Annotated in this window: 23 protein-coding genes; 10 read left to right on the top strand and 13 right to left on the bottom strand. The window is 62.5% G+C overall.

Going from position 1 to position 25369, the window contains the following annotated elements; genetic code table 11:
* The first annotated feature begins 179 nt into the window (after window positions 1-179).
* The 9 genes from E2A64_RS14785 (at window position 180) to E2A64_RS14745 (ending at window position 10527) form a co-directional block, all read left to right on the top strand.
* Window positions 180-1412, top strand: a complete 1233-nt coding sequence (locus tag E2A64_RS14785) for an ABC transporter substrate-binding protein (RefSeq protein ID WP_133285268.1) — start codon at window positions 180-182, stop codon at window positions 1410-1412.
* An 82-nt stretch (window positions 1413-1494) separates the two neighbouring features.
* Window positions 1495-2385, top strand: a complete 891-nt coding sequence (locus E2A64_RS14780) for a carbohydrate ABC transporter permease (RefSeq protein WP_133285267.1) — start codon at window positions 1495-1497, stop codon at window positions 2383-2385.
* The gene (locus tag E2A64_RS14775; RefSeq protein ID WP_174235806.1) at window positions 2378-3310 is read left to right on the top strand and encodes a carbohydrate ABC transporter permease; all 933 of its coding nucleotides are present in this window, start codon (window positions 2378-2380) and stop codon (window positions 3308-3310) included. The genes E2A64_RS14780 and E2A64_RS14775 overlap by 8 nt, the downstream gene beginning before the upstream one ends.
* 10 nt (window positions 3311-3320) lie before the next feature.
* Window positions 3321-4400, top strand: coding sequence for an ABC transporter ATP-binding protein (locus tag E2A64_RS14770; RefSeq protein WP_133285266.1), 1080 nt, complete (start codon window positions 3321-3323; stop codon window positions 4398-4400).
* Window positions 4401-4435: 35 nt separating this feature from the next.
* Window positions 4436-5182 carry a sugar phosphate isomerase/epimerase family protein gene (locus E2A64_RS14765; protein WP_133285520.1) on the top strand — a complete coding sequence of 249 codons (747 nt, stop codon included), beginning with the start codon at window positions 4436-4438 and terminating at the stop codon, window positions 5180-5182.
* A gap of 10 nt (window positions 5183-5192) precedes the next feature.
* Window positions 5193-6314: a Gfo/Idh/MocA family protein gene (locus tag E2A64_RS14760; protein WP_133285265.1), complete on the top strand. Its 1122-nt coding sequence runs from the start codon at window positions 5193-5195 to the stop codon at window positions 6312-6314.
* Window positions 6314-7360 (top strand): L-glyceraldehyde 3-phosphate reductase, encoded by a 1047-nt coding sequence (gene mgrA, locus E2A64_RS14755; RefSeq protein WP_133285519.1) that lies wholly within the window; start codon window positions 6314-6316, stop codon window positions 7358-7360. Before E2A64_RS14760 ends, mgrA begins: the two co-directional genes overlap by 1 nt.
* A gap of 7 nt (window positions 7361-7367) precedes the next feature.
* Entirely contained in the window at window positions 7368-8966 is a 1599-nt protein-coding gene (locus E2A64_RS14750) for a glycoside hydrolase family 43 protein (RefSeq protein WP_133285264.1), read from the top strand.
* Between the two features lie 58 nt (window positions 8967-9024).
* Window positions 9025-10527, top strand: coding sequence for an FGGY-family carbohydrate kinase (locus E2A64_RS14745; protein ID WP_158285772.1), 1503 nt, complete (start codon window positions 9025-9027; stop codon window positions 10525-10527).
* A gap of 24 nt (window positions 10528-10551) precedes the next feature.
* Here E2A64_RS14745 and E2A64_RS14740 read toward each other — a convergent pair whose 3' ends face one another.
* The 8 genes from E2A64_RS14740 to E2A64_RS14705 form a co-directional block, all read right to left on the bottom strand.
* The gene (locus E2A64_RS14740) at window positions 10552-11370 is read right to left on the bottom strand and encodes a GntR family transcriptional regulator (RefSeq protein ID WP_158285771.1); all 819 of its coding nucleotides are present in this window, start codon (window positions 11368-11370) and stop codon (window positions 10552-10554) included.
* Window positions 11371-11439: 69 nt separating this feature from the next.
* Window positions 11440-12204 (bottom strand): creatininase family protein, encoded by a 765-nt coding sequence (locus tag E2A64_RS14735; RefSeq protein ID WP_133285261.1) that lies wholly within the window; start codon window positions 12202-12204, stop codon window positions 11440-11442.
* 11 nt (window positions 12205-12215) lie between these two features.
* Window positions 12216-13190, bottom strand: a complete 975-nt coding sequence (locus tag E2A64_RS14730; protein ID WP_133285260.1) for a phosphotriesterase family protein — start codon at window positions 13188-13190, stop codon at window positions 12216-12218.
* Between the two features lie 2 nt (window positions 13191-13192).
* Window positions 13193-14146 (bottom strand): ABC transporter permease, encoded by a 954-nt coding sequence (locus tag E2A64_RS14725; RefSeq protein WP_133285259.1) that lies wholly within the window; start codon window positions 14144-14146, stop codon window positions 13193-13195.
* 1 nt (window position 14147) lies between these two features.
* Window positions 14148-15086: an ABC transporter permease gene (locus E2A64_RS14720; protein WP_158285770.1), complete on the bottom strand. Its 939-nt coding sequence runs from the start codon at window positions 15084-15086 to the stop codon at window positions 14148-14150.
* Window positions 15079-16632 carry a sugar ABC transporter ATP-binding protein gene (locus E2A64_RS14715; RefSeq protein ID WP_133285257.1) on the bottom strand — a complete coding sequence of 518 codons (1554 nt, stop codon included), beginning with the start codon at window positions 16630-16632 and terminating at the stop codon, window positions 15079-15081. The genes E2A64_RS14720 and E2A64_RS14715 overlap by 8 nt, the downstream gene beginning before the upstream one ends.
* Before the next feature lie 26 nt (window positions 16633-16658).
* The gene (locus E2A64_RS14710) at window positions 16659-17654 is read right to left on the bottom strand and encodes an ABC transporter substrate-binding protein (protein WP_133285256.1); all 996 of its coding nucleotides are present in this window, start codon (window positions 17652-17654) and stop codon (window positions 16659-16661) included.
* Window positions 17655-17769: 115 nt separating this feature from the next.
* Window positions 17770-18960, bottom strand: a complete 1191-nt coding sequence (locus E2A64_RS14705; RefSeq protein ID WP_133285255.1) for a glycoside hydrolase family protein — start codon at window positions 18958-18960, stop codon at window positions 17770-17772.
* Between the two features lie 238 nt (window positions 18961-19198).
* On the opposite strand from E2A64_RS14705, the gene E2A64_RS14700 reads away from it, so the two are divergent.
* The gene (locus E2A64_RS14700) at window positions 19199-19609 is read left to right on the top strand and encodes a hypothetical protein (protein ID WP_133285254.1); all 411 of its coding nucleotides are present in this window, start codon (window positions 19199-19201) and stop codon (window positions 19607-19609) included.
* Window positions 19610-19692: 83 nt separating this feature from the next.
* Here E2A64_RS14700 and E2A64_RS14695 read toward each other — a convergent pair whose 3' ends face one another.
* The 5 genes from E2A64_RS14695 to E2A64_RS14675 are packed head-to-tail and all read right to left on the bottom strand — an operon-like array spanning window position 19693 to window position 25358.
* On the bottom strand, window positions 19693-21114 hold the full coding sequence (locus E2A64_RS14695; RefSeq protein ID WP_133285253.1) for an aldehyde dehydrogenase family protein: 1422 nt from the start codon (window positions 21112-21114) through the stop codon (window positions 19693-19695).
* Between the two features lie 49 nt (window positions 21115-21163).
* Entirely contained in the window at window positions 21164-22612 is a 1449-nt protein-coding gene (locus tag E2A64_RS14690; protein ID WP_133285252.1) for a flavin-containing monooxygenase, read from the bottom strand.
* Between the two features lie 31 nt (window positions 22613-22643).
* On the bottom strand, window positions 22644-23402 hold the full coding sequence (locus E2A64_RS14685) for an SDR family NAD(P)-dependent oxidoreductase (protein ID WP_133285251.1): 759 nt from the start codon (window positions 23400-23402) through the stop codon (window positions 22644-22646).
* Window positions 23403-23406: 4 nt separating this feature from the next.
* A complete protein-coding gene (locus E2A64_RS14680; RefSeq protein WP_133285250.1) occupies window positions 23407-24354 on the bottom strand; it encodes a carbohydrate kinase family protein in 948 nt (315 codons plus the stop codon).
* Between the two features lie 14 nt (window positions 24355-24368).
* Window positions 24369-25358 carry an ABC transporter permease gene (locus E2A64_RS14675; RefSeq protein ID WP_133285249.1) on the bottom strand — a complete coding sequence of 330 codons (990 nt, stop codon included), beginning with the start codon at window positions 25356-25358 and terminating at the stop codon, window positions 24369-24371.
* Window positions 25359-25369: the final 11 nt, after the last annotated feature.

Below are 25369 nucleotides of genomic sequence, written 5' to 3'. Positions count from 1 at the left end.
TTTATCGTACAAATTGCTCGAAAGACGGGTTGACTCGCGTCACATTCGCGCAAATGATGTATGTAATCGTTTACAGTGAATTTCACAAATTGGGAAGAGGATACCAATGTAAACGATTGAATTCACGGATTGTGCACCGTCGTGGGAGCTTCGGTGCCATTCGAACAGGGAGGAAGAACATGAAATCCATCCGCATGATATTTGCGGCGACGACGGCGCTATTCGCCGCCTCCGCCGTCCACGCCACCGACCTCGAAGTCACCCATTGGTGGACCTCCGGCGGTGAAGCGGCAGCCGTTGCCGAACTGGCCAAGGCCTTTGACGCGACCGGCAACAAGTGGGTCGATGGCGCCATCGCCGGCGGCGGCTCGACAGCCCGCCCGATCATGATCAGCCGCATCACCGGCGGCGATCCGATGGCCGCCACCCAGTTCAACCACGGCCTTCAGGCGCAGGAACTCGTCGAGGCCGGCCTGATGCGCGACCTCACCGGCGTCGCCGAGAAGGAAAACTGGAAGGACGTCGTCGCGGCCCCGTCGCTGCTCGAATCCTGCACGCTCGACGGCAAGATCTACTGCGTGCCGGTCAATATCCACTCCTGGCAGTGGCTGTGGCTCTCCAACAAGGCATTCGAGGATGTTGGCGTCGCCGTTCCGACCAACTGGGAAGAGTTCGTCGCAGCTGCGCCGAAGCTTCGCGAGGCCGGCAAGGTTCCGCTCGCACTCGGCGGCCAGGCCTGGCAGCGCCGAGGTCTGTTCGACGTGCTTCTCATCTCGCTGGGCGGCAAGGAACTCTACAACAAGATCTATCAGGACAAGGACGCGGAAGCAGCGCGCAGCGAAGATACGGCCAAGATCTTCAAGGCAGCCGCAGACGCGCGCGAGATGTCCGAGGGTTCGAATGTCCAGGACTGGAACCAGGCCACCAACATGGTCATCACCGACAAGGCCGGCGGCCAGGTCATGGGTGACTGGGCTCAGGGTGAATTCCAGGTCGCGGGCGAAGTCGCCGGCGAGGATTACACCTGCCTGCCCGGCCTCGGCGACAATGCACTCCTGACCACCAATGGTGACGCCTTCTATTTCCCCGTCCTCAATGACGAGGAGAAGAGCGCGGCCCAGGAAGAACTGGCATCCGTCATGTTCGACGCCAAGACGCAGGTCGCCTTCAACCTCAAGAAGGGCTCCCTGCCGATCCGCAAGGACGTCGACCTCAATGCGGCCAACGACTGCATGAAGAAGGGGCTTGCGATCCTCGAAAAGGGCGACGTCATCGCCTCGGCTGACCAGTTGGTCACGCCGGACACCGCCACGCAGATCGAAGGCATGTTCACCGAGTTCTTCAGCGACATGTCCATCACGCCTGAAGACGCGCAGGAGCGCTTCGCCGAGCTGATCGAAAACGCCGACTGAAACCCGTCACCGAACATCCGGCCGCCGGAGCTTTCCCCGGCGGCCGGTCAAAAGTGCCTGATTACGGGGAATGAGGCCCGGGATGTCATCCAAACGTCCGAACCAGCTGTTCCGCAATCTCAATGCCAAGATCGCATCCGTACCGATGATCCTGACGGCCATGGTCGTCTTCTTCGGCGGCACGATCTGGACCATCGTGTATTCATTCACCAACTCGAAGCTGCTGCCTCGCGAAAAATGGGTCGGCTTCGACCAGTATGAGCGGCTCTGGAACACCAATCGCTGGCTGATTTCGATCGAGAACCTCCTGATCTACGGAATTCTCTCGATGGTCTTCTCGCTGGTGATCGGCTTCGTTCTCGCGGCTCTTCTCGACCAGAAGATCCGTTTCGAGAACACGTTCCGCTCGATCATGCTCTACCCCTACGCCCTGTCCTTCATCGTGACCGGCCTTGTCTGGCAGTGGCTGCTCAATCCCGACCTCGGCATCCCGAAAGTCGTTCGCGCACTTGGCTGGGAGAGCTTCGATTTCGACCCGCTCTACAATGCCGACATCGTCATCTACGGCATCCTGATCGCGGGGCTCTGGCAGGGCACGGGACTGATCATGTGCCTGATGCTGGCCGGCATGCGCGGCATCGACGAGGATATATGGAAGGCCTCTCGCGTCGACGGCATTCCGGCCTGGAAAACTTACATCTTCATCGTCATTCCGATGATGCGCCCGGTCTTCATCACCACGCTCGTCATCATCGCCTCGGGCCTGGTGCGCGTCTACGACCTGGTGGTCGCCCAGACCGGCGGCGGCCCCGGCATCGCCTCGGAAGTGCCCGCCAAATACGTCTACGACATGATGTTCCTCGGGCAGAATCTCGGCCAGGGCTTCGCCGCCTCGACCATGATGCTGATCACGGTCGCCATCATTCTCATCCCCTGGGCCTATCTCGAATTCGGAGGGAAACGTCGTGGTTGATCCTACCGGAATCACGCTTCACGGAGAGGTTGGCGCGGGCGCTGACGGCGGTCCCCGCGGACCCAGGCCGCGCCGCCGCTTCTCCCGCCGCAACATCTTCATCTACGGCACGCTCATTGTCGTGTCGGTCTACTACCTACTGCCGCTTTACGTCATGATCGTCACCTCGCTGAAGGGGATGCCGGAAATCAGGCTGGGCAACATCTTCGCGCCGCCCATGGAGATCACCTTTCAGCCCTGGGTGAAAGCCTGGGCCCAGGCGTGTACGGGCCTGAATTGCGACGGGCTGTCGCGCGGCTTCATGAATTCGGTGATCATTACCGTCCCCTCGGTGATCATCTCGATCGTCATTGCCAGCGTGAACGGCTACGCGCTCGCCAACTGGCGCTTCAAGGGCGCCGATGTCTTCTTCACCATCCTGATCTTCGGCGCCTTCATCCCCTATCAGGTGATGCTCTATCCGATGGTCATCATCCTGCGCGAGATGGGGATCTACGGCACGCTCGGCGGACTGGTTCTCGTTCACACCGTCTTCGGAATGCCGATCCTGACGCTGCTCTTCCGCAACTACTTCACCTCGATCCCCGAGGAACTGTTCAAGGCGGCGCGTGTGGACGGTGCGGGCTTCTGGACGATCTATTTCAAGATCATGCTGCCGATGAGCCTGCCGATCTTCGTGGTCGCCATGATCATCCAGATCACGGGCATCTGGAACGACTTCCTCTTCGGCGTCGTCTACACCCGGCCCGATACCTATCCGATGACGGTTCAGCTCAACAACATCGTCAACTCTGTACAGGGCGTGAAGGAATATAACGTCAACATGGCGGCGACCCTTCTGACCGGACTGGTGCCGCTCGTCATCTACTTCATCTCAGGAAAACTCTTTGTCCGCGGCATCGCCGCCGGGGCTGTGAAAGGCTGAAGGCGAACTCATGGAACCGAGTATCTCCATCCGTAACCTCTCGCTCAACTTCGGAGCGCTGAAGGTCCTCAAGAACCTTGATCTCGAAATCGGCAAGGGCGAATTTCTTGTTCTGCTCGGCTCGTCCGGCTGCGGGAAATCGACGCTTCTCAACTGCATCGCAGGCCTGCTCGACGTGTCCGACGGCCAGATCTTCATCGGCGGACGCAACGTCACCTGGGCGCAGCCCTCCGAGCGCGGCATCGGCATGGTGTTCCAGAGCTACGCGCTCTACCCGCAGATGACCATCAAGGGCAATCTGAGCTTCGGCCTGAAGAATGCCGGGGTCTCCAGGGACGAGATCGAGGAGCGCGTCCGGCGCGCCGCCCAGGTGCTGCAGATCGAGCCGCTGCTCGAGCGCAAGCCCGCGGCGCTCTCCGGCGGCCAGCGCCAGCGTGCCGCGATCGGTCGCGCCCTGGTCCGCGACGTCGACGTCTTTCTCTTCGACGAACCGCTTTCGAACCTCGATGCCAAGCTCCGCGCCGATCTTCGTGTCGAGATCAAGCAGCTTCACCAGAAGCTGCACAATACGATGATCTATGTGACGCATGACCAGATCGAGGCCATGACGCTTGCCGACCGCATCGCCATCATGCGCGGCGGCTCCATCATGCAGCTCGCCTCGCCGAACGAGATCTACATGCGGCCGGTCAACAAGTATGTGGCCCAGTTCATCGGCTCGCCGTCGATGAACTTCTTCCAGGGCACCATCGAGGGCCGGCGCTTCATGACCGAGGGCCTCACCATGCCGCTCGACGGCTATGAAATGACCGGGGCCGGCGCGAAGGACGGACCGGCCTGGTTCGGCATCCGTCCCGAACATGTCGCAAGCGGCGAAGCCGCCAATGCCATGCCGGTCACGATCGATGCGACCGTCGATCTTGTCGAGCCGCTCGGCTCTGACACACTCGCCCGGCTCGAGGCGCTGGGACAGCTCTTCTGGATCCGCATGGACGGGCAGGCCACCGTCGAACACGGCGACAAGCTGACGATCGGCTTCGATCCCGCCCGGGCTCACCTTTTTGACGAGAAAACCGAAGAACGGATCTGACCCGTTCCCTGCACTGCCAAGGACAGTATGTGACCATGGATGTATCGTTCCAGCTTTATTCCGCACGCGAGTTCACCCCCTGGCCGGAGGTGATCGAGATGCTCGCCAATCTCGGCTACACCCAGGTCGAGGGCTTTGGCGGCAATTACGATGACCCTGCCGCCTTCCGCGCGCTTCTCGACAAGCACGGACTGAAGATGCCCTCCGGGCACATCTTCCCGCTCGACGCCTTCGAGAACGACATGCCGAAAGTCCTCGATATCGCAAAGACGCTCGGCATCGAGCGACTGTTCTGCCCGGCCCTGCCGCCTGAACAGCGCAAGGCCGATGCCCATGGCTGGCGCGAGGTCGGCAAGCGGCTGGAAGAAGTCGGCGAAAAGGTCCGCGATGCAGGGCTGCGTTTCGGCTGGCACAATCACGATTTCGAATTCGCCACGCTTGCCGATGGCGGCCTGCCGATGGACATCATCCTCGACACGGCGCCGAACATCGAGTGGGAAGCCGATATCGCATGGATCGTGCGCGGCGGGCAAAACCCCATCGGCTGGATCGAGCGCTATGCGGACCGCATCACCACCGCTCACGTCAAGGACATCGCGCCCGAGGGCGAGAACACCGACGAAGATGGCTGGGCCGATGTCGGGCACGGCACGATGCACTGGAAAACCATCCACCAGGCTCTCGTGAAGGCCGGCGTCGATCTCTTCGTCATGGAGCACGACAAGCCCGCCGACGTGAAGCGCTTCGCCACCCGTTCCATCGAAACCTTCAAGACATTCTGAGACGCATAACATGGCTAAATCACTTGGAATCGGCATTATCGGATGCGGCAACATCTCCGCCGCCTATATGCGCCTCGCGCCCCTTTTCCGGGGCATCGAAATCCGCGCCTGCGCCGACCTCGATGCGGACGCCGCCAAGGCCCGTGCCGCGGAATTCGGCCTCAAGGCGATGACGGTCGACGACATCCTGGCGGCAGGCGATATCGACATCATCGTCAATCTCACCATTCCCGCCGCGCATTTCGAGGTATCGAAGAAGATCCTTCAGGCAGGCAAGCACGTCTATTCGGAAAAGCCCTTCGTGCTCAGCGTCGCGGAAGGCAAGGAGCTGGCGAAGATCGCCGAGGCGAAGAACCTGCGCATCGGCTCGGCGCCGGACACGTTCATGGGCGGGGCCCACCAGCTCGCCCGGAAGCTCGTCGACAGCGAGGCTGTCGGCGCAATCACCTCCGGCACCTGCTTCGTGCAGAGCCCGGGCATGGAGATGTGGCATCCGAACCCGGACTTCTTCTTCCAGCCCGGCGGCGGCCCGATCCTCGATCTCGGCCCCTATTATATCTCCAACCTTGTCCAGCTTCTGGGACCGGTCAAACGCGTGGCCGCCATGAGCTCGAAGGGTTCGGAAGAACGCACCATCACCTCCCAGCCGCGAAACGGCGAGAAGATCAAGGTCGAGACCCCGACCACCATCCACGCGGTTCTGCAGTTCCAGTCAGGCGCCCAGATCACCTATTGCGCGAGCTGGGACGTCTGGCAGCACGGCCATTCCAACATGGAGCTTTACGGCCGCGAAGGCACGCTGCACGTACCCGATCCGAACTTCTTCGGCGGTGAGGTGCGGATGACCAGACAGTCCGGCTTCGTCAACATTCCGGAGAAATGGGATCACCCCTTCAGCCGGGCCAACGACCGCACCTTCGCCAATTACCGGACCGCCGGGCTCGCCGATATGGGTGTCGCCATTCTGGAAGACCGCCCGCATCGCTGCTCGCTCGAATTCGCGCTGCACGTCGTCGATGTGATGACGGCAATCCTCGAATCCGGCGAGAAGGGTGAGTTCATCGAGCTCTCCACGAGCTGCGCCCGTCCCGCGGCCCTCGATCCCGATGCAGCGAAGGCTCTGCTCGTATGATGCCCTGGACCGCTGCCGAAAACCGCTACGAGAAAATGCCCTACCGCCGTTGCGGGCGGTCGGGCCTGAAGCTGCCGGCGATTTCGCTTGGCCTCTGGCACAATTTCGGCGACGACACACCGCACGAAACCAAACTGGCCCTCGCCCGCACGGCCTTCGATCTCGGCATCACCCATTTCGATCTCGCCAACAATTACGGGCCGAAGCCGGGTGCCGCTGAAAGCGCCTTCGGCGATATGCTGCGCAGCGATTTCGCGCCCTATCGCGAGGAGATGATCATCTCCTCGAAGGCCGGCTACGAAATGTGGCCGGGGCCCTACGGCGAATGGGGAAGCCGGAAGTACCTGATTTCCTCCTGCGACCAGTCCCTGAAGCGGATGGGTCTCGACTATGTCGACATCTTCTATTCCCACCGCTTCGATCCGGACACGCCGCTCGAGGAAACGATGATGGCGCTCGACCAGATCGTCCGGTCGGGCCGCGCGCTTTATGTCGGCATCTCCTCCTACAATTCGCAGCGCACCCGCGAAGCCGCCGCGATCCTCAGGGAGCTTGGCACGCCGTGCCTCATCCATCAGCCGAGCTACTCGATGATCAATCGCTGGGTCGAGGATGACGGGCTGCTCGACACGCTCGATGAACTCGGCATCGGCTCGATTGCCTTTTCGCCACTGGCCCAGGGCATGCTGACCGACAAGTATCTCGACGGCATTCCCGAAGACAGCCGCGCAAACCAGGGCAAGTCGCTCAGGACGGATTTCCTCAGCGAGGAAAATCTCGCCACCATCCGCGCCCTCAACGAGATCGCCGGACGCCGCGGCCAGACACTCGCCCAGCTCGCCCTCGCCTGGGTATTGCGCAACGGACGGGTGACGACCGCCCTCATCGGAGCCTCACGTCCCGAGCAGATCCGCGATTGCGTGGCTGCCATCGACAACCTCGACTTCACCGAGACCGAACTCGAGGAAATCCGCCGGACCACCCGCGAGGCCGACATCAACCTCTGGGCGGCCTCTGCAGAACGCAAAGGCCCCAGCCGCAAATGAGCCGCAAATGATCCGGAACCCGATCCTCCCGGGCTTCAATCCCGATCCCTCCATCTGCCGTGCAGGCGACGACTATTTCATCGCCACCTCCACCTTCGAATGGTATCCCGGCGTGCAGATCCACCGCTCGCGCGATCTGGTGAACTGGGATCTCGCTTGCCGGCCACTCGACCGGGCAAGTCAGCTCGACATGCGCGGGAACCCGGATTCGGGCGGCATCTGGGCGCCATGCCTCAGCCATGCCGACGGAAAGTTCTGGCTGGTCTATACCGACGTCAAACGGCTCGACGGCAACTTCAAGGACGCCCACAACTACATCGTGACCGCCCCTTCGATCGACGGGCCGTGGAGCGATCCGGTTCATGTGAGTTCGCACGGTTTCGACCCGTCGCTCTTTCACGATGACGACGGACGCAAATGGTATCTCGTCCTGCAATGGAACCACATTTCGGACTCCGTCGGCGGCGCGCCAAAGCACCCGGCCTTCGACGGCATCCTCCTGCAGGAATGGTCCGAGGAGACCGGCCTCATCGGCAAGCCGCAAAAGATCTTCGCCGGCAGCCCGCACGGACTGACGGAAGGCCCGCATCTCTATAAACGCGACGGCTGGTACTATATGACCGTGGCCGAGGGCGGCACCGGCTACGACCACGCGGTCACCATGGCCCGGTCGCGCACGATCACCGGACCTTACGAGATGCATCCGGACACACATCTGATTACCGCGAAGGACGCGCCGGACAATCCGCTCCAGCGCGCCGGCCATGGCCAGATCGTCGAGACGCCGGAGGGCGAGGTCTATCACACCCATCTCTGCTCGCGCCCGCTGCCGGGCCATTACTCGCCGCTTGGCCGCGAAAGCGCGATCCAGAAATGCGAATGGCGCGATGACGGCTGGCTCTATCTCGCCGAGAATGCGCCGCTCCCCTCGCTCGACGTGCCCTCGCCGGTCAATGCGAGCCCACGCCCGCCGCAGCGGGTGGACCGCGACTTCACCGGCTCGGAGCTGCCCCGGGAGTTCCAGTGGCTGCGCACCCCCTATCCGGAGCGGCTCTTCTCGCTGACGGGCAGGTCGCTTCGCCTTGTCGGCCGTGAAAGCGTGGGAAGCTGGTACGAACAATCGCTCGTCGCCCGCCGACAGGAGCATCTGTCCTATCGGGCCGAAACCACGGTCACGGATTTCGATCCGGACACCTATCAGCAGGCCGCGGGACTGACGACCTATTATAACCGCCACAAGTTCCACTTTGCCTGCGTGTCATGGCGCGAGGATCTGGGCCGATGCCTGCGCATCCTCTCCTGTCCCGGCGACTGGCCCGATGGCCGGCTGGAATTTCCCGGCGAGGTGATCGCCATCGAAGGCGGCCCCGTGGACCTTGCCGTCGAGGTGAAAGGCGCCGAACAGCGTTTCTTCTACCGTCAGAGCGGAAACGACTGGCAGCCGCTCGGCCCGCCGCTCAACGCCGCCGTCATCTCGGATGAAGGAGGCCGCGGCGAACATGGTTCGTTCACCGGCGCCTTCGTCGGCATGCTCGCCTTCGACACGACGGGCCTGGCGCGCACAGCGGACTTCACCCGTTTCAGCTACGCCCCCGAGGGGACGTAGGCGGCAGCACTGTCCGCAGCCACTTGACTACCTATATAGACAAGCCATATTGGCGCCCATGTATCTCGGAATCGACATCGGCACCTCCGTCATCAAGGCGGCACTCTTCGACACAGACGGCCGCCAGAAGGCGGAAGCAAGCGAGCGCATGTCGCTGCTCGAAGCCCCGCTCGGATGGTCCGAACTCGACGGCGAGGCGACCTGGCACACCACGATCCGGGTCATCCGTCAGCTTCTCGAGGAAGCCGCGCTCGATCCGGCCCGGATCAAGGCGATCGGCGTGACCGGCGTCATGGTCGGCGCCTGGCCGCTCGATGAGAACGACAAGCTGCTGCGCCCGCCGATCCTCTGGAACGACGCGCGCGCGCAAGACCTCGTCGACGAGCTTCTTGCCGAAAATCCGGACCTGATCTCGTCCGTCTTCGCGCATTCCGGCTCGGTGATGCAGCTCGGCTGCACCCTGCCCGTCATCGCCTGGCTTGCCCGCCACGAACCACATGTCCTCGCGCAGGCCCGCCACATCCTCACAGCCAAGGATTTTATCCGCTACCGGCTGACCGGCGCGATCGCCACCGACGAGTCCGAAGCCGCCATGGCGCCGGGCTCGGCGGTGACGCGTGACTTCCATCCCGACCAGGCCAAGCATCTCGGCATCGGGGAGTATGTCCACCTTCTCTCTCCCGTCGCCCGCGGCGAAACACTGGCCGGCGCCGTGACCGACGACGCGGCGGAGGCAACGGGGCTCAAGCCGGGCACGCCGGTCGCCATCGGCACCGGTGACACAAGCGCCTGCGTGCTGGGCGCCGGCGCGCACAAACCCGGGCAGGCGGTGAGCGTGCTCGGCACGACCTGCCTCAACGGCGTGCTTTTCGATCGCGCGATGTATGAACCCCGCGACCTCGGACTTCTGTTTATCGTGCCGGGCCGGCGCTGGATGAAATCGATGGTCAATGTTGCCGGAACCACCGTACTGGACTGGTGCCTGGAAGCACTTTGCCCCGACATCGCGTCAGCCGCAGCGCCCTATGAGCGGCTCGGCGCCTTGGCGGAGACAAGCTCGCCGGGTGCCAACGGCGTGAGCTTCGTTCCCTATCTTTCGGCGTCCGGGGTCATTGCGCCGCGGATCGAGCCGAAAGCGCGGGCGAGCTTCAACGGACTGGCACCGCACCACACGCGTGCCGACATGGTGCGCTCGATCTACGAGGGACTGGCTTACGCAATCCGCGACTGTTTCGAGGCCGTCGGCGGCGTGAAATCGTCCATCCGCCTCGTCGGTGGCGGCGCACGCAGCCCGTTCTGGTCGCAAATGATTGCCGATGTCACCGGCGCCCCGGTGGAGGTGCCGGAAGGCACGCAGTTCGGCGCCAAGGGCGCGGCGCTCTGCGCAGCGGTCGCCGTCGGCGACTTCGCCTCGCTTGACGAGGCTTGCGACAAGACCTTCGAACTCAAGCACAGCTACGTGCCTTCACCGGGCACCAGGGATGCCTATGATGCAGGCTTTGCCCGGTTCAAGGCAGGCAGCGAGGCAGCCCTCGGTGGCCTCAGGGCCGTCGCGGACTGATCGGCAACTGGCCGGGACTGAAGCCTAGCGATCCTTGGAGCGGAAATCACCGAAGCCGACCGTGTAGGTCCACTCCTTGGCCGCAGCGCTGCGGTTGTCGGGCTCCGGCGAGGGAAAGCCGACATTGCGGATCGAGATGTCGAGCGGCACCGGCAGCATGATGATGCGCGAAACCTCCAGAGGCGCCCCCGTCTGATCCCTGCCCTCACGCACGGCGAGAAAGACCGGCGCGCCTCTTTCGAGGTTCAGGAGCGAAGCGATCTCGTCATCGGCGGCCATCGGCATGTACTTGTCTTCGGCGACGACGACCGTGCGGCCGAATTTCTCCCGCAACACCTTGTAGAGCGAGCCTGAAAGGGCGGAGAGTTCCAGCCCCTCGAGGAGATCGAGATTGAGGTTGGTGGAGACAACCGCGAGCGGCCTGCCTGCGGAAGCCGCCAGGCGCTTGTGGGCGTAGACCTTGCTGCCTGCAGAAATGTCGAAGAAGCGCTGTTCGACCTCGCCGGCCGGCACCTCGCCGCTTTCCAGTACGGTATAGTCCGGCTTGAGCCCCTGACCGACAAGGCTTTCGGTGATCGACGCGATCGCGTGATAGCGTTTCTCGACCCCGCGGCGGTTGATGAAGGTCCCCATGCCGTGCTGACGGATCAGCAGCCCTTCGCGCACAAGGATATCCAGCGCCTGCTGGATCGTCCGGCGGCTGACCTTCCACTGGGAGGCAAGCTTGAGTTCGCCGTCGATCTTGTCCTCGTAAAGTCCCGACACGATGCGGGCCCTGAGAGTTTCGGCAATCTGGATATAGACCGGGCGATGATCCTTCGCCGCGGGTGCCTCTGCCTGCACAAGGAACTCCTGAAAACATTGCGATTTGAATGCGTTCGCAACCCTCAATAAGCCGGTCTGCCCCGCCACTCAGGAATTGCTGCTGGATTGCCTATCATAAAGGAGGGCTACCTGCTTTGCCATATTGGCCAGCACGGCGCTCAGTATTTTTTCGCCCTTCTCCGCGGTCGCGGCACGCGCATCGCCCAGCACCGGGCTTTGCGAGAAATCCGTCCAGCGATAGGCGACCGTCGCGAAGTCTTCCGGAAATTCCGGATAGTTCGCGATTGCCTTGTCCATTTCCACGGCATCAGGCGCGAGATGAAGCATGTAGGACGTCTCGATCTCGCAGGCATGCATGTAGGAACCATGGGCCTGACGCTTTTCCCGCACCTCGTCGATAACGGCATCGGCGCCGGGATAGAAGAAATTGGCGAGCGTGATGCCCTCTTCGCGCAATATGCGCTGGGCGTCGCGAATGGCGTTCGCATTACCGAGATGCGCATTGACCACAACGACGGTACGAATGCCCTTCTGGGCCGCACTCTGCGCGATTTCCACGATCGCATTCGTCACGGTCGCATTGCTCACGCCGAAGGAACCGGGCGCTTCTGCCAGCGACCAGACCTGGCCGAAGGGAAGCACCGGAAGGCGCAGCACCGGCGTATCGTCGCCGATGGCCTTCACCAGTTCCTCGACGAGGCGGGCCGCCAGTGTGTTGTCGGTACCGGCCGGCAGATGGTCGCCATGGCTTTCCACCGCGCCGATCGGAAGGAGAAGCACCGGCTGCCGGGCCAGCGCCGCTTCCATGTCGCTGTCGTTGAGGCGGGATATGTCGGTCTTGTCGTTTGCCAAGGGAATGATGCTCACTGCTTGAAGACGAAGGCGCGCTGCGGGTTCTTCACGAAGAACTTGTCGAACAGCGCCTTGCCGTCGAAACCGGCCTCGCCGGCCTGCTCCATGAAGCGCGGCACCCAGCTGCCGAGGATGTAGCCGAGGCCGAGACCGCCCTCGCCGTAATTGCGGAACATCGTGCGGCGCGCGATATCGCCACCGACGACGATCTGGTCCTCATGGCCGTGGCGCACGAGATTGAGGATGCAGTCGATCAGGATGCTCTCCGGGTGGTACTTGATGCGGCTGATGCCGTCGAAGCACATGAAAACCCCGGTCTCGGCTACCTTCCGGTGAAGCCACTGGTCGGGATTGCGGTCGACATGAGCCATGGTCAGGCGCGAGCAGTCGACACCCTCTTCCTTGAGGATGGCGAGCTGTTCGAGCATCAGCGTACCGAGTTCGGTATGCGAGTGGATCGGGCAGCCGGTTTCCTTGTGGGCGTCGAGAACCGCGCGGGTGACCTTGTCCTCGGCTTCCGAGATGGTGTTGTAGCCGGTCCCGAACTTGGCGACGCCACCCTTCAGATCCGTATTGTCCATGCCGACGGTGAGTTCATGCACCACATGGTCGCGGATTTCCTGGCGCGAATGGGCATCGATCCATTGCTGGAAGGTCCCGCCGGTTCCCTCCATCTGCCCCGGCCACATGATTGCCTTGTTGAACCCTGCCGTGGCGATGATCTTCACGCCGGTGCGATCCGAGATCGCCTTGAGTTCGGTCGGCTTGCGGCCGTAGTCGATGGCCGTCGCATCATAGACGGCCTGCCCGCCCTCGGCGACGAAGAGCTCCACGTCCGCGATCGAGGCTTCGAGATCGTCGATCATGAAATCGTCGATCTTCTTCTCCTTCCACAGGGGAGGAATGCAGAAGAGGTGATCGTGCGAGTAGGTAACGCCGACCTCTTCGGGTGCGATGTCGCCGTTGAGCGTCCGAATGAATTCCATGGTCAGCGGTCCTTTTTGAAGTTTGAAAGCGCGAGCGCGATGACGATGATCGAGCCCTGCAGAACGAAGCGCGCAGCCGGCGGCAGCGACAGCACGTAAAGCAGGCTCTGAAGGAAGAAGAGGATGAGGCTGCCCGCGGCAACGCCCGCCGGCAGGAAGACGCCGCCCGAGAAGAGGGCTCCGCCGATGACGGCGGCGGCGATCGAATCCACCGTGTAGGTGTCGGCGATCCCGATCGAGGCCATGCCGGTGATCGAGGACAGGAGAATGCCGCCGAGCGTCGCCATGAAGCTTGCCAGCACGAAGGAGAAGATCACCATGCGGTCGGCGGCAATTCCGTTGCGCTGTGCCGCCCGCGCATTGGCGCCCGACAGCAGCATCTTCCGCCCCTTCAGCGAATAGTGCACGAAGACGAGCAGGATCAGGCTGCAGGCTGTCCAGATCACCACGGACCACGGCAGGATGCCGAACAGCCAGCCCTCGGTGATCACGCGGAAACCTGCCGGGATCGAGCCGCCGGGGCTGCCGCCGGTATAGACGAGGATCGCGCCGGCAATCACGAGAGACGTCGCGAGCGTGGCGAGAAACGCCGGAATGCGCAGCACCACGACGAGAATGCCGTTCGCAAGACCGACAAGAAGACCGAAGAAGACGGTGATCGCGAGCGCGGTTGCCATGTTGTCCATATTGCCGGCAAAGCTCGCCGCGAGAACCACATTGGCGAGGCCGGCGGTCGCGCCTACCGAGAGATCGAGCCGCCCCATCAACAGGATGAGTGCCTGGCCAAGCGCTATCAGTCCGAGCGGAGCTGCCTGGCGGGCATTGTCCATCACCTGGACCATCGACACGCGGCCGGAGAAGACGAACAGGACGATCAGCAGGATCGCGAGCAGTCCCAGCGCACGCCAGGTCGCGGCGGCCGGCTTGGCATTGGTGAGAATTGCAGGCAGCGCCATCTCAGTGCTCCTCCGCCTTGCCGCGCATGAACAACACGAGCGCGAGAATGAAGATCAGCCCCTTGGCGATGTTCTGAAAACTTGTATCGATATCGAGCAGGTTGAAGGTGTTGTTGATCAGCACCAATGCCAGCGCCGCGAAGAACACGCCGATGGCATTGCCGCGCCCGCCCTGCAGCGCGACCCCGCCGAGAATGGCGGCTGAAACGGCATCGAGCGTGTAGGATTCGCCGATCAGCGGATCGCCCGAGAGAATGCGGATCGACAGCACGATGCCTGCGGCGGCGGCCAGCATGCCCGACATGCCGAACACCACGAGATCGATCTTCAATGACGAAATCCCGTTTGCGAACGCCGCCCGCGGATCGGAACCAAAGGCGTAGATCGAGCGGCCGAGCCGGGTCCAGTTCATCACGACCGCGATCACGATGAAGGCGATCAGCGACATGATGAGCGGCGCCGACAACAGACGCTCGGCGCCGAAGAGCATGTCGTAGAAGGCATAATCCACTTCACCGCCCGGTGACGGCAGGAGGAGCATGGTCACGCCCTTGACGATCGCCGCGGTTGCCAGCGACATCACCAGCGGATTGATGCGCAGGAAGTTCACGCCGCACGCCGTGACCACACCGCAAACCAGGCCGGCACCGAGAGCCAGCGGAATGGCAAGCCAGCCGAGCGAGGCGGAGGTCAGCGCCATGATCGCCGTCGCAAGGCTCATGATCGCGCCGACCGACAGGTCGATGCGGCCGGCAAAGAGCACCATGGCCTCGCCCAGCGCGACGAGCCCGATGGGCAACAGCCGCGAAGACAGGTTCGTAAGGTTGGAATCGCTCAGGAAATTCGGCGACATGTAGGCCGTCAGAATGATCAGAAGCGCGGAAAGCGCGAGCGCCGGCAGGCTGGTCAGCAGGTTTGAACGAAGCGATCCCTCAAACATGGGCGGCCTCCATTCCTTCGGCCTGCCGCTTACCGGGAAGGCCCGCGGCATAGCGCATGATTTTTTCCTCGGAGAATTCGGAACGGGCGATCTCGCCGGTGATGCGCCCTTCGTAAAGCGCCAGGATCCGGTCCGAGAGCCCGATGAGTTCCATCAGGTCCGACGAGATCAGGATTACCGAGACGCCCTTCTGCGACAGCTCGTCGACCAGGTGATAGATCTCGCTCTTCGACTGGACATCGACGCCCTTTGTGGGTTCGTAAAGCACAAGAAGCTTCGGCTCATGGGCGAGCCAGCGGGCAAAGACCACTTTCTGCTGGTTGCCGCCGGACAATTCGCCCACCGGCTGTTCCATGTCGGTCGAGCGGATCGAGAAACGCTCGCGCGCGCCCTCGACGAAATCGCGCTCATAGGCGAGCGGCAGAAAGCCGCCTTTCGCACGCTCGGTGATGGCGAACAGGCTCATATTGAGACGGATCGGCAGGGACAGCGCCAGGCCGTCATGCTTGCGATCGTCGGGAATACTGGCAATGCCGGCCGCGATGGCGGCTGCGGGCGACTTGAGCTTCAGCGCCTCGCCGTCCAGTTCGATCGTCCCGGAGCGGAACGGCGCCATGCCGCACAGCGCATCGGCGAGCGGCTTCTGCCCCTGCCCCTCGAGACCGGCGATGCCGAGAACCTCGCCGCGACGAACCGCAAAGCCGATCTCCGGCAGGTTCTCGTTGGTACCGCCGCGCACCGAAAAGCGCACCGGCGCATTCTCCCGCGCAGGCCGTGCCGGAAAGATGTTCTCAAGCTTTCGCCCGACCATCGCATGGATGAGGTCGTCCTCGGAAAATTCGCCGCGCGCGGCCGCGAGGGTGAGCGCTCCATCCTTCAGCACCACCACGCGGTCGGCCGCCTCCATGATCTCGCCCATGCGGTGGGAGATGAAGATGATCGAGGTCCCTTGCGCCTTCAGCTGCTCCATGAGCCTGATGACGCTGTGGGCGGCCTCGGAGGACAGCGAAGCCGTCGGCTCGTCGAGGATCAGGATGTCCGGTTTGGCGGAAATGGCGCCGGCGATCTCGACGAGCTGCCGTTCCGCGGCGCTCAGGTGACGCCCGAGCTTGCGACCGTCGAGGTCGAAGCCGAGAGAAGCCGCCAGCTGCGTGAAATCGGAGTGAAGCTGCCTCTGCCGGATCATTCCGAGCGCATTGCGCGGCTCGCGACCAAAGAAGACGTTCTCGGCCACCGTGAGATCCGGCATGACGGCCGTTTCCTGGTGAGCGATCGCGACACCGTTCCTGGCGGCATCGGCAGGGCTCGATGGCTTGTAGGTGGCGTCTTTGAGGCGGATGTCTCCGGCATCATGGGAGAGGTTGCCGGAGAGAATGTTCATCAGGGTGGATTTGCCGGCGCCGTTTTCACCGACGAGCGCGAGCACCTCCCCCCGACCAAGCGAGAAAGAAACGTCCTGCAGGACAATATTTCGCCCGAAGGATTTGGAAAGGCCGGACACCGCTATCAGGGTGGGGGAATGATTTGCGGGTTTCAGACTAGCCACTGTTTCTCTCTCGCAGGTCGGACCGGTCAATCCTGGAAGGTTGCCCGGACCTGTTCGTCGCTGAGACGCGTATTGGCCCAGAACGAATCCGAAAGATCGTCGCGCTTGAATTCGCCGAGATTGTCGGCGGTGATCATGGGCACGTCGTAGATCTTGTTCTTCTCGACGGTCTTGCCTTCGAGCAGATCGATGGCGACCAGAAGCGCCTCCGAACCGAGCCAGGTCGGCTTGGAAGGGGCGACCGACGTAAATCCGTCAGCCTCGAGAGCCGCCCAGCGCTTGAGATAGCCGTTATTGTCTTCGCCGGTCATCGGCACCAGCGGCCGCTGCGCGGCCTCGAAGGCGTCGATCGCGCCGAGCGTCATGCTGCCGCCCTGCGACCACACACCGTCGATTTCCGGATTTGCCGCAAGAAGGTTGGAAACAGCCACCTTGGCCTTGGCGTAATCCCAGCCCGCATCGACAACGCTGATCACCTCGATGTCGGGATGGGCATCGAAGATCTCCTTGGCGCCGGTCCAGCGGTCATCGCTTGCCGAGATGCCGGAAATGCCGTTGAGAGCGATAATCTTGCCCTTGCCGCCGAGCTTCTCGGCAAGCCACTCCGCGCCGGCCTTGCCGAAGTCGACGTCGTCAACGGTGACGAGCGCGTCATAGTCGTCGCTCTTGATGCTGGAAGCCAGCAGGACGACCTTGATGCCCTTGGCCTCGGCCTTCTTGAGAACCGGGATCACGGCGGTCGGCGAGATCGGGGTGAGGATGATCGCGTCAACGCCCTTGGTGATCATGTCTTCGATGTTGGAGACCTGCTTGTCGGCCTTCAGCTCGGATTCGGTGTAGGCAACCTCCACCGTGTCCTTGTGCTTTTCAGCCTCGGCCTCGAATTCCTTGGCCAGCTGGACCGACCACGAATTACCGCTGAAATAGATGTCGTAGCCGATGTCGAACTTCTCCTGGGCGATGGCGGGCACTGCCATGCCTGCAAGGGCAGAAGCGACGAGAAGCATTTTTCTGAATTTCACTGTGTTCCCCTTTCGAATGCTATCCACGCTATGTCGAAATGTTATCTTGTACACTCAAGTAGTCAAGTTGGAATCTGACGTTGTCTTCATCGAAAACGCATCCAGGCATTGCGCGTCAGGCCTTAAGCCCTTCAACCGCCTGGCGAACCCAGTCGAGCCGCTTTTCCGGAATGAGACCGTAATTATAGAAATTTATGCCGTCGGCCCCCGCTGCGATAGCCGCCGCGGACCGGGCGGCAAGGTCTTCCGCCGAGGTGACTTCCGGGTAGAACACCCGGTAGCCGGCGCCGAGATATTTATCGGGCCCCAGTGCCTGGCGTCCCTGGCGCATCAATGCCGAAACGGCATCGGGCTCCATGAAATAGCAGCACAGGATTGCGCCGTCGCAGACCTTGCCGACGGCCTCGAGGTCGACGCCGCCCTTCCATCCATCGGCGAGATCGATGAGCACGATCCTGGTGGCTGCATCCGCATGTTCCCGGATTTCTGCAATCAGGCTGGTTACGGGTTCGGTGCGCCACTCGAGGAAGGCACGCAGCGCGGGATAGGCGTTGAATGCGTCGTTGCCGGCCTCGGGAAACCGGGGAAACTGCCTTTCGGGCACTTCGCGCTCGCACATCTCGGCGATGAACCTGCCGACCGTTTCACGCGCCTCCTCCATCGCAATGCCGGCATTCTTCCCGCGCTCCATGCAATGGCCGCAAAAGCACAGGGAGAGCAGGAAATCATCCTCGTCATTGAGGCCGACACCGTCCTTCTCGTGATGGAACTCATGCGCGAACCCCATGAAATTGGGACTTTCGAGCTCCAGCATGTCCGGCTTGTAATGCGTCGTCACATCGCGCACGAGCGTCACCACATAATCGCGCGCGGCCCGGCTCGACGGGCAGAGGTTGTAGTAATTCGGGTTGCCGAATGCGTTGCGCGTCACGTGCTCGGGATGCAGAAGGCCCAGACGCGTGTTGTGCAGGCATACCGTCCAGCATGAGACCTTCATGCCGTGCCCCGCGTCACGCGCCTCCACAAGCGCCTTGAGCATGTCGCCGCGATCGGTGAGATTCTCTGCCAGCAGCGGGCGGATTTCCTTTCCCTCCCACAATTCATCCTCGGGGCGGTAATAGACCGTACCGTCCTGTGGGAAATAGGCTTTTTGCGATGGACTGCGCGGCTGGAGGAAGCGTCCCGCATGATAGGATGTCGCAAGGCTGATCGTGTTCAGACCCGCACGTCCGGACAAATCCTTGAAGGTCTGCTCGAGCCCCTGGTCCTGAACGTCCCATGGATAGGTCCACATGGAGAGATGCATGATGTCCTCGCGCTCACAAAATGACTACTTGTACACTCATGTAGTCATAGAAGCCGGTCGGATGTCAAATCATGCATTTCATTTTCAGACACGACCCGATGTATGGACCCGCGGACCAGGTCGAGCGTGTCGTTCGAACATCGATCTGGACGCTCGACCGGCATATCCGGCCGGTGATAGCGTTTGACTATCTGGTTATTACCAGTAATCTTGTCAGCCTGATCGTGAGGAGGAACTCGTGACGGATTTGACATTCAGAAATATCGCGACATTCGCGCTGGCCACGGTTGTCGTGACCACCTTGTCCGCGGCTTACGCGACGGCCGGCGATCGCAAGACGGATCGCCGTTTTGTCGGCACCTGGGACGGTTTTGCCGGGGTGCCGATCTATACCAAGCTCGTCTTCGACGACGTCGCCGGGAAGCTCACCTACTGCAACGTCCAGAGTTGCCGGAACGTCAATTGTTTCGACATGGCCTATACCGGCTCGCTGCAGTCGAAATTCGCCTATTCCGACGAGCTCCGGAGCTGGAAATTCGAGTGGGTCGACGAGGATCGCCTGCTGGGCGAGTTCACCAACAACGAGGGCGAGACGGCGTTTGCCTGGTACGGCCCCGAGGATACACCGCTCGAATCCCTGACCAAATAGGATATCCGGGCACGCTCGCCCGCCGCTGATGAATTGGAGCGGGCGCGATATCCGCGCCCGCCTTCGTCACCTCGTGCGTGGTGTCAGGCCCAGCCGGCCGTGGACTTGATCTCCAGATAGTCGTGCAGGCCCCATTCGCCGTGCTCGCGACCGTTGCCCGACTGCTTGTAGCCGCCGAAGGGCGCGCGTGGATCCCACGCCGCATCGTTGATCCAGATCGAGCCGACGCGAAGCTGACGGGCGATCTTGCGCGCCTTGTCCTTGTCGTTGGTCTGGATATAGCCCGAGAGACCGTAGATCGTGTCATTGGCGATCCGCACGGCATCCTCTTCAGTCTCATAGGGAATGAGCGCGATGACAGGCCCGAAGATCTCCTCGCGTTCGATGGTCATGCCCGGTGTGACATCGCCGAACACGGTCGGCTTGACGTAGTAGCCCTTGTCCAGTCCGTCCGGCAGGCCTGTTCCGCCGGTGACCAGCGTGGCACCCTCGTCGATGCCCGACTGGATGAGCCCCTGAATACGGTCGAACTGCAGCTTGTTGACCACCGGACCGAGCTTCACCTGGCTCATCGGATCGCCGACCGAATGGGCGTCTGCGGCCTCCCTGGCGTAACGCTTGGCCTCTTCCATCTTCTCGGCCGGGACCAGCATGCGCGCCGGCGCGCGGCAAGCCTGGCCGCAATTGACGTAGCAGGCGTCGACACCGTCCTTGACCGCCTTTTCAAGGTCTGCGTCGCGCAGGATGATGTTGGCCGACTTGCCGCCGAGTTCCTGGGCGACCCGCTTGACCGTCTCGGCAGCGGAGCGCGCCACCGCGATCCCCGCCCGCGTCGAGCCGGTGATCGAGACCATGTCGACATCCGGATGACGCGACAGCTGTTCGCCCGCGCTCGGACCATGACCGGTGATGTGGTTGTAGACGCCGGCCGGGAAGCCTGCCTCGTCGATCAGCTCGGCGAAGAGAAGCGATGAGAGCGGCGAGAATTCCGACGGCTTGGCGACCATCGTGCAGCCGGCTGCCAGCGCGGGCGCGGCCTTGACCACCAGCTGGTTCATCGGCCAATTCCACGGCGTGATGAGCGCGCAGACGCCGATGGGCTCCAGCGACAGGAGCGTGTTGCCGCGCACCTCTTCCAGCTCGATCCGCTCCAGCGCGTCGATAGCGGCTTCCAGATGCGCCTGGCCGACCCAGGCCTGAGCGGCCTTGGAGAAATCGAGCGTGGTGCCCATCTCGCGCGTCATCAGTTCGGCAATGTCGTCATAGCGTTCGTTGTAGAGCTCGAGAAGGCGCCGCAGGAGCTTCAGCCGTTCTTCCTTGCTCGTCATCTGCCATTCGCCGAACGCTGCCTTGGCAGCGCCGACGGCAGCGTTGACATCTGCCTCGTTCGCCATCGGGATGGAAGCGATCACGCTCTCGTCCGCCGGATTGATCAGCTCATGGACGTCACCGCCCTGTGGCGCGACCCATTTGCCGCCGATATAGAACTTGTCGATATGTTTCATGGTCTGGCTCCCTGTTGTTCGCCGTCGCGGCCCGCTGCGCGGACCATTTTCAATTCGTGTCGAGGGGCTTGCGGCCAAAGCGTTTGGCATCCGCGCGTACCTGCGCTTCCGCATCCGGCAGCCGGTCAGGGCCGACGAGCCGGAAACTCACCGCAGTAACGGCATTTTCGGCGAGTATTCCCGCCAGCTCGTCATTGACCCGGCCCTCCGGATCGCAGCCCGCCAGCCGGGCGAACCGGATGGTCTGGATGTGCTGATAGATGTCGTTGCCCGCTGACTGCCGGCAGGCTTCGAGCGCCTCATGGAGGTCGGCCTCGCTGCGCGCGGGAATGGCCCCGCCCCAACTGTAGGCGAGGTAACGGGCCTGAAGTTCCAGCGGCGGCAGATAGGGGCCGATCTGCCCCCACAGCCCCATGAAGGCCAGACCCGGAAGCTCGGGATGAAAGGTGTGATCGGCAAGCGTGATCGATTTCGCCGACAATTCGAGCGTCCCGGCCAGCTCGTCCGACAGGAACGGCAGGTTCAGATGATAGCCCGTGCCGAAGATGATGCCGTCGAACTCGGCTTCACGGCCGTCGGCGAAGATGACCTTGCGGCCCTCGATCCGCTGCGGCCACGGATAACAGGTGATCCGGTCCTCTGCGACGAGGTTGAGGAAGTTCTGGCTGCCGGTGGTGCCTGCGATGCGCACGTCGTCATCCGGCTCGGGCGCGCCGAACCAGGCCGGGTTGCCGCCATATTGCAGCACGAAGTCCTTCGTCGATTTCGCCCATTCGTCGGAGCTGGCCGTCTCCTGCCAGAGCGCGCCCGCACGCGTAAAGCCGAAGCTCTCGACGGGCGTGCCGGCAATTAGTTTCGGCATCACGTAGCGCTGGCGACGCATGGTGGTGGCAACGGACTGCGCGCCGAGCATGGCGAGATCCTGGGCGATCTCGAGGGAGGAGATGTTGCCGCCGGCAACGAGCACGCGCTTGCCGCGATAAAGCTCCGGATCCTTGTAGTCGAAGGCGTGGATAGCCCCCAATTCGCCGGCAAATCCGTCAAGACCGGAAATGGGCGGAATGGCAGGCTTGTTGTAGGCCCCGCTCGCGACGACGACCCGGTCGAAACGTTCGCTCCGGCTTTCGCCGTCATGCTCCAAGGTCAGCACATAGCCGTCGCCATCCCGTTTCAGACCGGTCACCCGCGTGCCGAGTTCCACGCGGTCGGAAATGCCGAACTTTGCCGCAAAGTCACGCAGATAGGCTGCCACCTGCTGGTTGCGTGGAAAAGTCCTGGTACCCTCCGGGTAGTCGAGATCGGAAAACCGCGTGACCATGCGAGCGGTGTTGGTGCGCATCAGCGGCCAGACACCCGAGGACGGATTGGTGTATTCCCACTGCCCGCCGATCCTGTCATGGGCCTCGAACAGCTTCGGCTCGAAGCCCTGGCCAATAAGATATCGCGCGGCGATGAGCCCCGCCGGCCCACCGCCGATGATTGCGACGTTCTTCTCCACGAGTGTCTCCTCCCGGGATATCGCCTATGTCCTAGTGGAAGTAGATGCCCCCGCAGACGTTGAGCGCCTGGCCTGTCACGAAACTTGAGAGGTCGGACGCGAAGAACACAGCCGGGCCGACGACATCCTTCGGATCACCAAGGCGCTTGAGCGCGGTGACGTTGGTCCAGTGATCCATCGCTTCCTGAGAGCCGAGATTGTTCTTGCCCATCTCGGTGAGAATGATGCCGGGGCAGATCGCGTTGACGGTGATCCCGTCCATGCCCACTTCCTGCGAATAGACGCGTGTGAGGGTGATCGCGGTCGCCTTCGTGGCCGCGTAGTGCCCCTGCGTCGGCACGCCCTGACGGCCGGCGATGGAGGCGATGTTGATGATGCGGCCGGCCTTGCGCGACCGCATCTGCGGAAGCACCGCATTGGTCACCAGAAGCACGCCCTTGGCGTTGACGTCGAAATGCGCGTCCCAGTCGGCTTCCGACAGATTTTCCAGAGTGGCAGGCTTCAGGATGCCGGCATTGTTGACGAGAACGTCGATGCCGCCGGACTTTTCGGTCGCGTCCGCCACCACTTTCTCGATCGCCGCCTTGTCGGTGACATCGAGGTCGTAGCTCCAGCATTTGCGGCCTGCGGCTTCGACATCCGCCTTCACCCTGGCAAGGGCATCGGCTTCCCGCGCCAGATCGCAGATGACGATATCGGCGCCATGCTCGGCGAGACCGACCGCAATCGCGGCCCCGATCCCTCGGCTCGCGCCGGTGACGAAAGCGGTTTTTCCGTTGAGTTCAGTCATGGTCCTATTCCTTGACCGGCCACGAATTCATGGCCTCCATCGTGTCGTCGAATGATGTGAGTGTGCCGTCCGAGCCGAGCCCCATCGCCACCTTGGCGGCAACGGCGGACGCGAAGCGGGCGCTCTCGCGAATGTCCCAGCCCTTCGACAGACCGACGATGATCCCTGCCGAGAAACTGTCGCCGCAACCGGTCGTGTCCACCACCTTGATGTCGTGGGCCGGCAGCGTGAAGGCGTCGCCCTCCTCGGGATCCACATAAACGCCGTCCCCGCCCATGGTGAGGATCGCGTTCTTGACGCCGTGGCTCTTGAAGTAGCGCGCGACCTCGGCGGGATCGCTGACCCCGGCCATTTCCGAAGCCTCCTCGATGGAGGGAATGAAGTAGTCGATATAGGGCAGAAGCGGCTTGACCAGCTCGACCGTTTCGGGGTTCGCCTGGATGAGGTCGAAGGTGGTCGTGCGACCGGCTTCCTTCGCCGCCTTCATGAACTTGACGGAAGGCTCTCCGTCGAAGGATTCAAGCAGGCCGGTACCGCCGACATGAACGATCCTGGCATCGAGCGCGCCGGCATAGTCCTTTTCGGTCAGCGTGAAGGAGCGCGCGGTGCCGGGAACGTGCAGGGCGGGACGTTCGCCGTTGGGACGCACCGGCAGGATCGTCGATGACGTCTGGTGCGTACGGTCACGGGACACCATGTCGGTATTCATCCCGTAGCGCTGCATCTTGGAGATCAGGAAATCGCCCATGTCGTCGGTGCCGACGGTCGTCACCATGCGGGTCTTCAGACCGAGAATGGCGCAATCCATTCCGGTCGCCGCCGCGGTTCCGGCCACGGTCATGCGGATTTCCTCGATGAAATCCACGCGCCCGCCTTCCGGGATCCTGGTGACCGGCCGCCCGAGGATATCGAGTACGGCAAAGCCGACCGAGCTTACGTCAAATGTCGTCATGTCTTGTGTTGTCCTTATTCGCCACGCTTGCGCAATCCGAAGGAGAGTCCCAGCACCAGGAACACCAGAACACCAATGCCGACCTGCTGCCAGAAGAAGTTCCAGCCGATCAGCAGCAGTCCGTTTCGCATCACCGCAAGCAGGGCGACGCCGATGAGGGTGCCCAGAACGGAGGGTCTACGTTCCGCGCTGATGGCCGTTCCGATGAATGTCGCGCCGATCGCATCGAGCAGGAACGCGTCCCCCGCCAGCGGAACGTAGGACCGCACCGTGGAAGACAGGAGAATGCCGGTGATGCCCGATAGGACCGCGCAGGAGATGAACACGATCGACATGTGCATCGGAACGCGGATGCCCGAGTAGCGCGCGACGTCCGCCTGCGCGCCGAGCGCTGCGACATAGCGGCCGAAGACCGAGCGGTGCAGGGCGAGATAGACGCCGATAATGCAGATCACGAGGATGATCATCGGTGTCGGGATGCCCAGAAGCGAGGTCCGCGCGATCGCGTCGAAAGGCGCCGCATATTCTGCCCGTGTGAGATAGATCGGCACGCCGCCCTGCGTCGAGAGCTGCTGGATCGACTTGCCGATGAACAGCACGCCCAGCGTTGCCAGGAACGGGTTGATCTTCAGCTTGTTGATCAGGAAGGCGTTGAGCAGGCCGACGCAGAATGCGGCGCCCAGCCCCCCCATCACGGCGAAGGCGCCCATGTAGCCCGCCGCAATCATCATGATGAAGATCATCGAGGAGAGGTCGATCGAGACGCCGACGGAAAGATCGATGCCGCCTGCCCCGATCACGATCGTCATGCCGAGCGCGACAATGGCGAGCAGCACCACCTTGTTGGAGATCAGGTTGAAGATGTTCTCGCCGGTCATGAAGCCAGGCGCGGCGAAGGTGAAGAAGATCACCACCGCGACGAAGGCCACGATCACCGCGTAGTTTGATGCGGCTTCGAGACTGAAGCGGCTTTCGCGGACGGCGGTATCGGTCTGGTTTGTCATCATTGCCTCCG

It is taken from the genome of Pseudohoeflea suaedae, from assembly GCF_004354915.1.
GTDB classification, from domain to species: Bacteria; Pseudomonadota; Alphaproteobacteria; order Rhizobiales; family Rhizobiaceae; genus Pseudohoeflea; species Pseudohoeflea suaedae.
Note: the sequence above shows the minus strand (reverse complement) of the source record. Positions and strands in the feature narration are given on the sequence as shown.

What these genes read in the sequence shown, in the direction of transcription:
- mgrA (WP_133285519.1), top strand. Translation starts at nt 6,314, where the DNA reads ATGCCCTGGACCGCTGCCGAAAACCGCTACGAGAAAATGCCCTACCGC.
- E2A64_RS14750 (WP_133285264.1), top strand. Translation starts at nt 7,368, where the DNA reads ATGATCCGGAACCCGATCCTCCCGGGCTTCAATCCCGATCCCTCCATC.
- E2A64_RS14760 (WP_133285265.1), top strand. Translation starts at nt 5,193, where the DNA reads ATGGCTAAATCACTTGGAATCGGCATTATCGGATGCGGCAACATCTCC.
- E2A64_RS14685 (WP_133285251.1), bottom strand. Translation starts at nt 23,402, where the DNA reads ATGACTGAACTCAACGGAAAAACCGCTTTCGTCACCGGCGCGAGCCGA.
- E2A64_RS14680 (WP_133285250.1), bottom strand. Translation starts at nt 24,354, where the DNA reads ATGACGACATTTGACGTAAGCTCGGTCGGCTTTGCCGTACTCGATATC.
- E2A64_RS14695 (WP_133285253.1), bottom strand. Translation starts at nt 21,114, where the DNA reads ATGAAACATATCGACAAGTTCTATATCGGCGGCAAATGGGTCGCGCCA.
- E2A64_RS14720 (WP_158285770.1), bottom strand. Translation starts at nt 15,086, where the DNA reads ATGTTTGAGGGATCGCTTCGTTCAAACCTGCTGACCAGCCTGCCGGCG.
- E2A64_RS14785 (WP_133285268.1), top strand. Translation starts at nt 180, where the DNA reads ATGAAATCCATCCGCATGATATTTGCGGCGACGACGGCGCTATTCGCC.
- E2A64_RS14725 (WP_133285259.1), bottom strand. Translation starts at nt 14,146, where the DNA reads ATGGCGCTGCCTGCAATTCTCACCAATGCCAAGCCGGCCGCCGCGACC.
- E2A64_RS14730 (WP_133285260.1), bottom strand. Translation starts at nt 13,190, where the DNA reads ATGGAATTCATTCGGACGCTCAACGGCGACATCGCACCCGAAGAGGTC.
- E2A64_RS14705 (WP_133285255.1), bottom strand. Translation starts at nt 18,960, where the DNA reads ATGCATCTCTCCATGTGGACCTATCCATGGGACGTTCAGGACCAGGGG.
- E2A64_RS14675 (WP_133285249.1), bottom strand. Translation starts at nt 25,358, where the DNA reads ATGACAAACCAGACCGATACCGCCGTCCGCGAAAGCCGCTTCAGTCTC.
- E2A64_RS14780 (WP_133285267.1), top strand. Translation starts at nt 1,495, where the DNA reads ATGTCATCCAAACGTCCGAACCAGCTGTTCCGCAATCTCAATGCCAAG.
- E2A64_RS14770 (WP_133285266.1), top strand. Translation starts at nt 3,321, where the DNA reads ATGGAACCGAGTATCTCCATCCGTAACCTCTCGCTCAACTTCGGAGCG.
- E2A64_RS14765 (WP_133285520.1), top strand. Translation starts at nt 4,436, where the DNA reads ATGGATGTATCGTTCCAGCTTTATTCCGCACGCGAGTTCACCCCCTGG.
- E2A64_RS14745 (WP_158285772.1), top strand. Translation starts at nt 9,025, where the DNA reads ATGTATCTCGGAATCGACATCGGCACCTCCGTCATCAAGGCGGCACTC.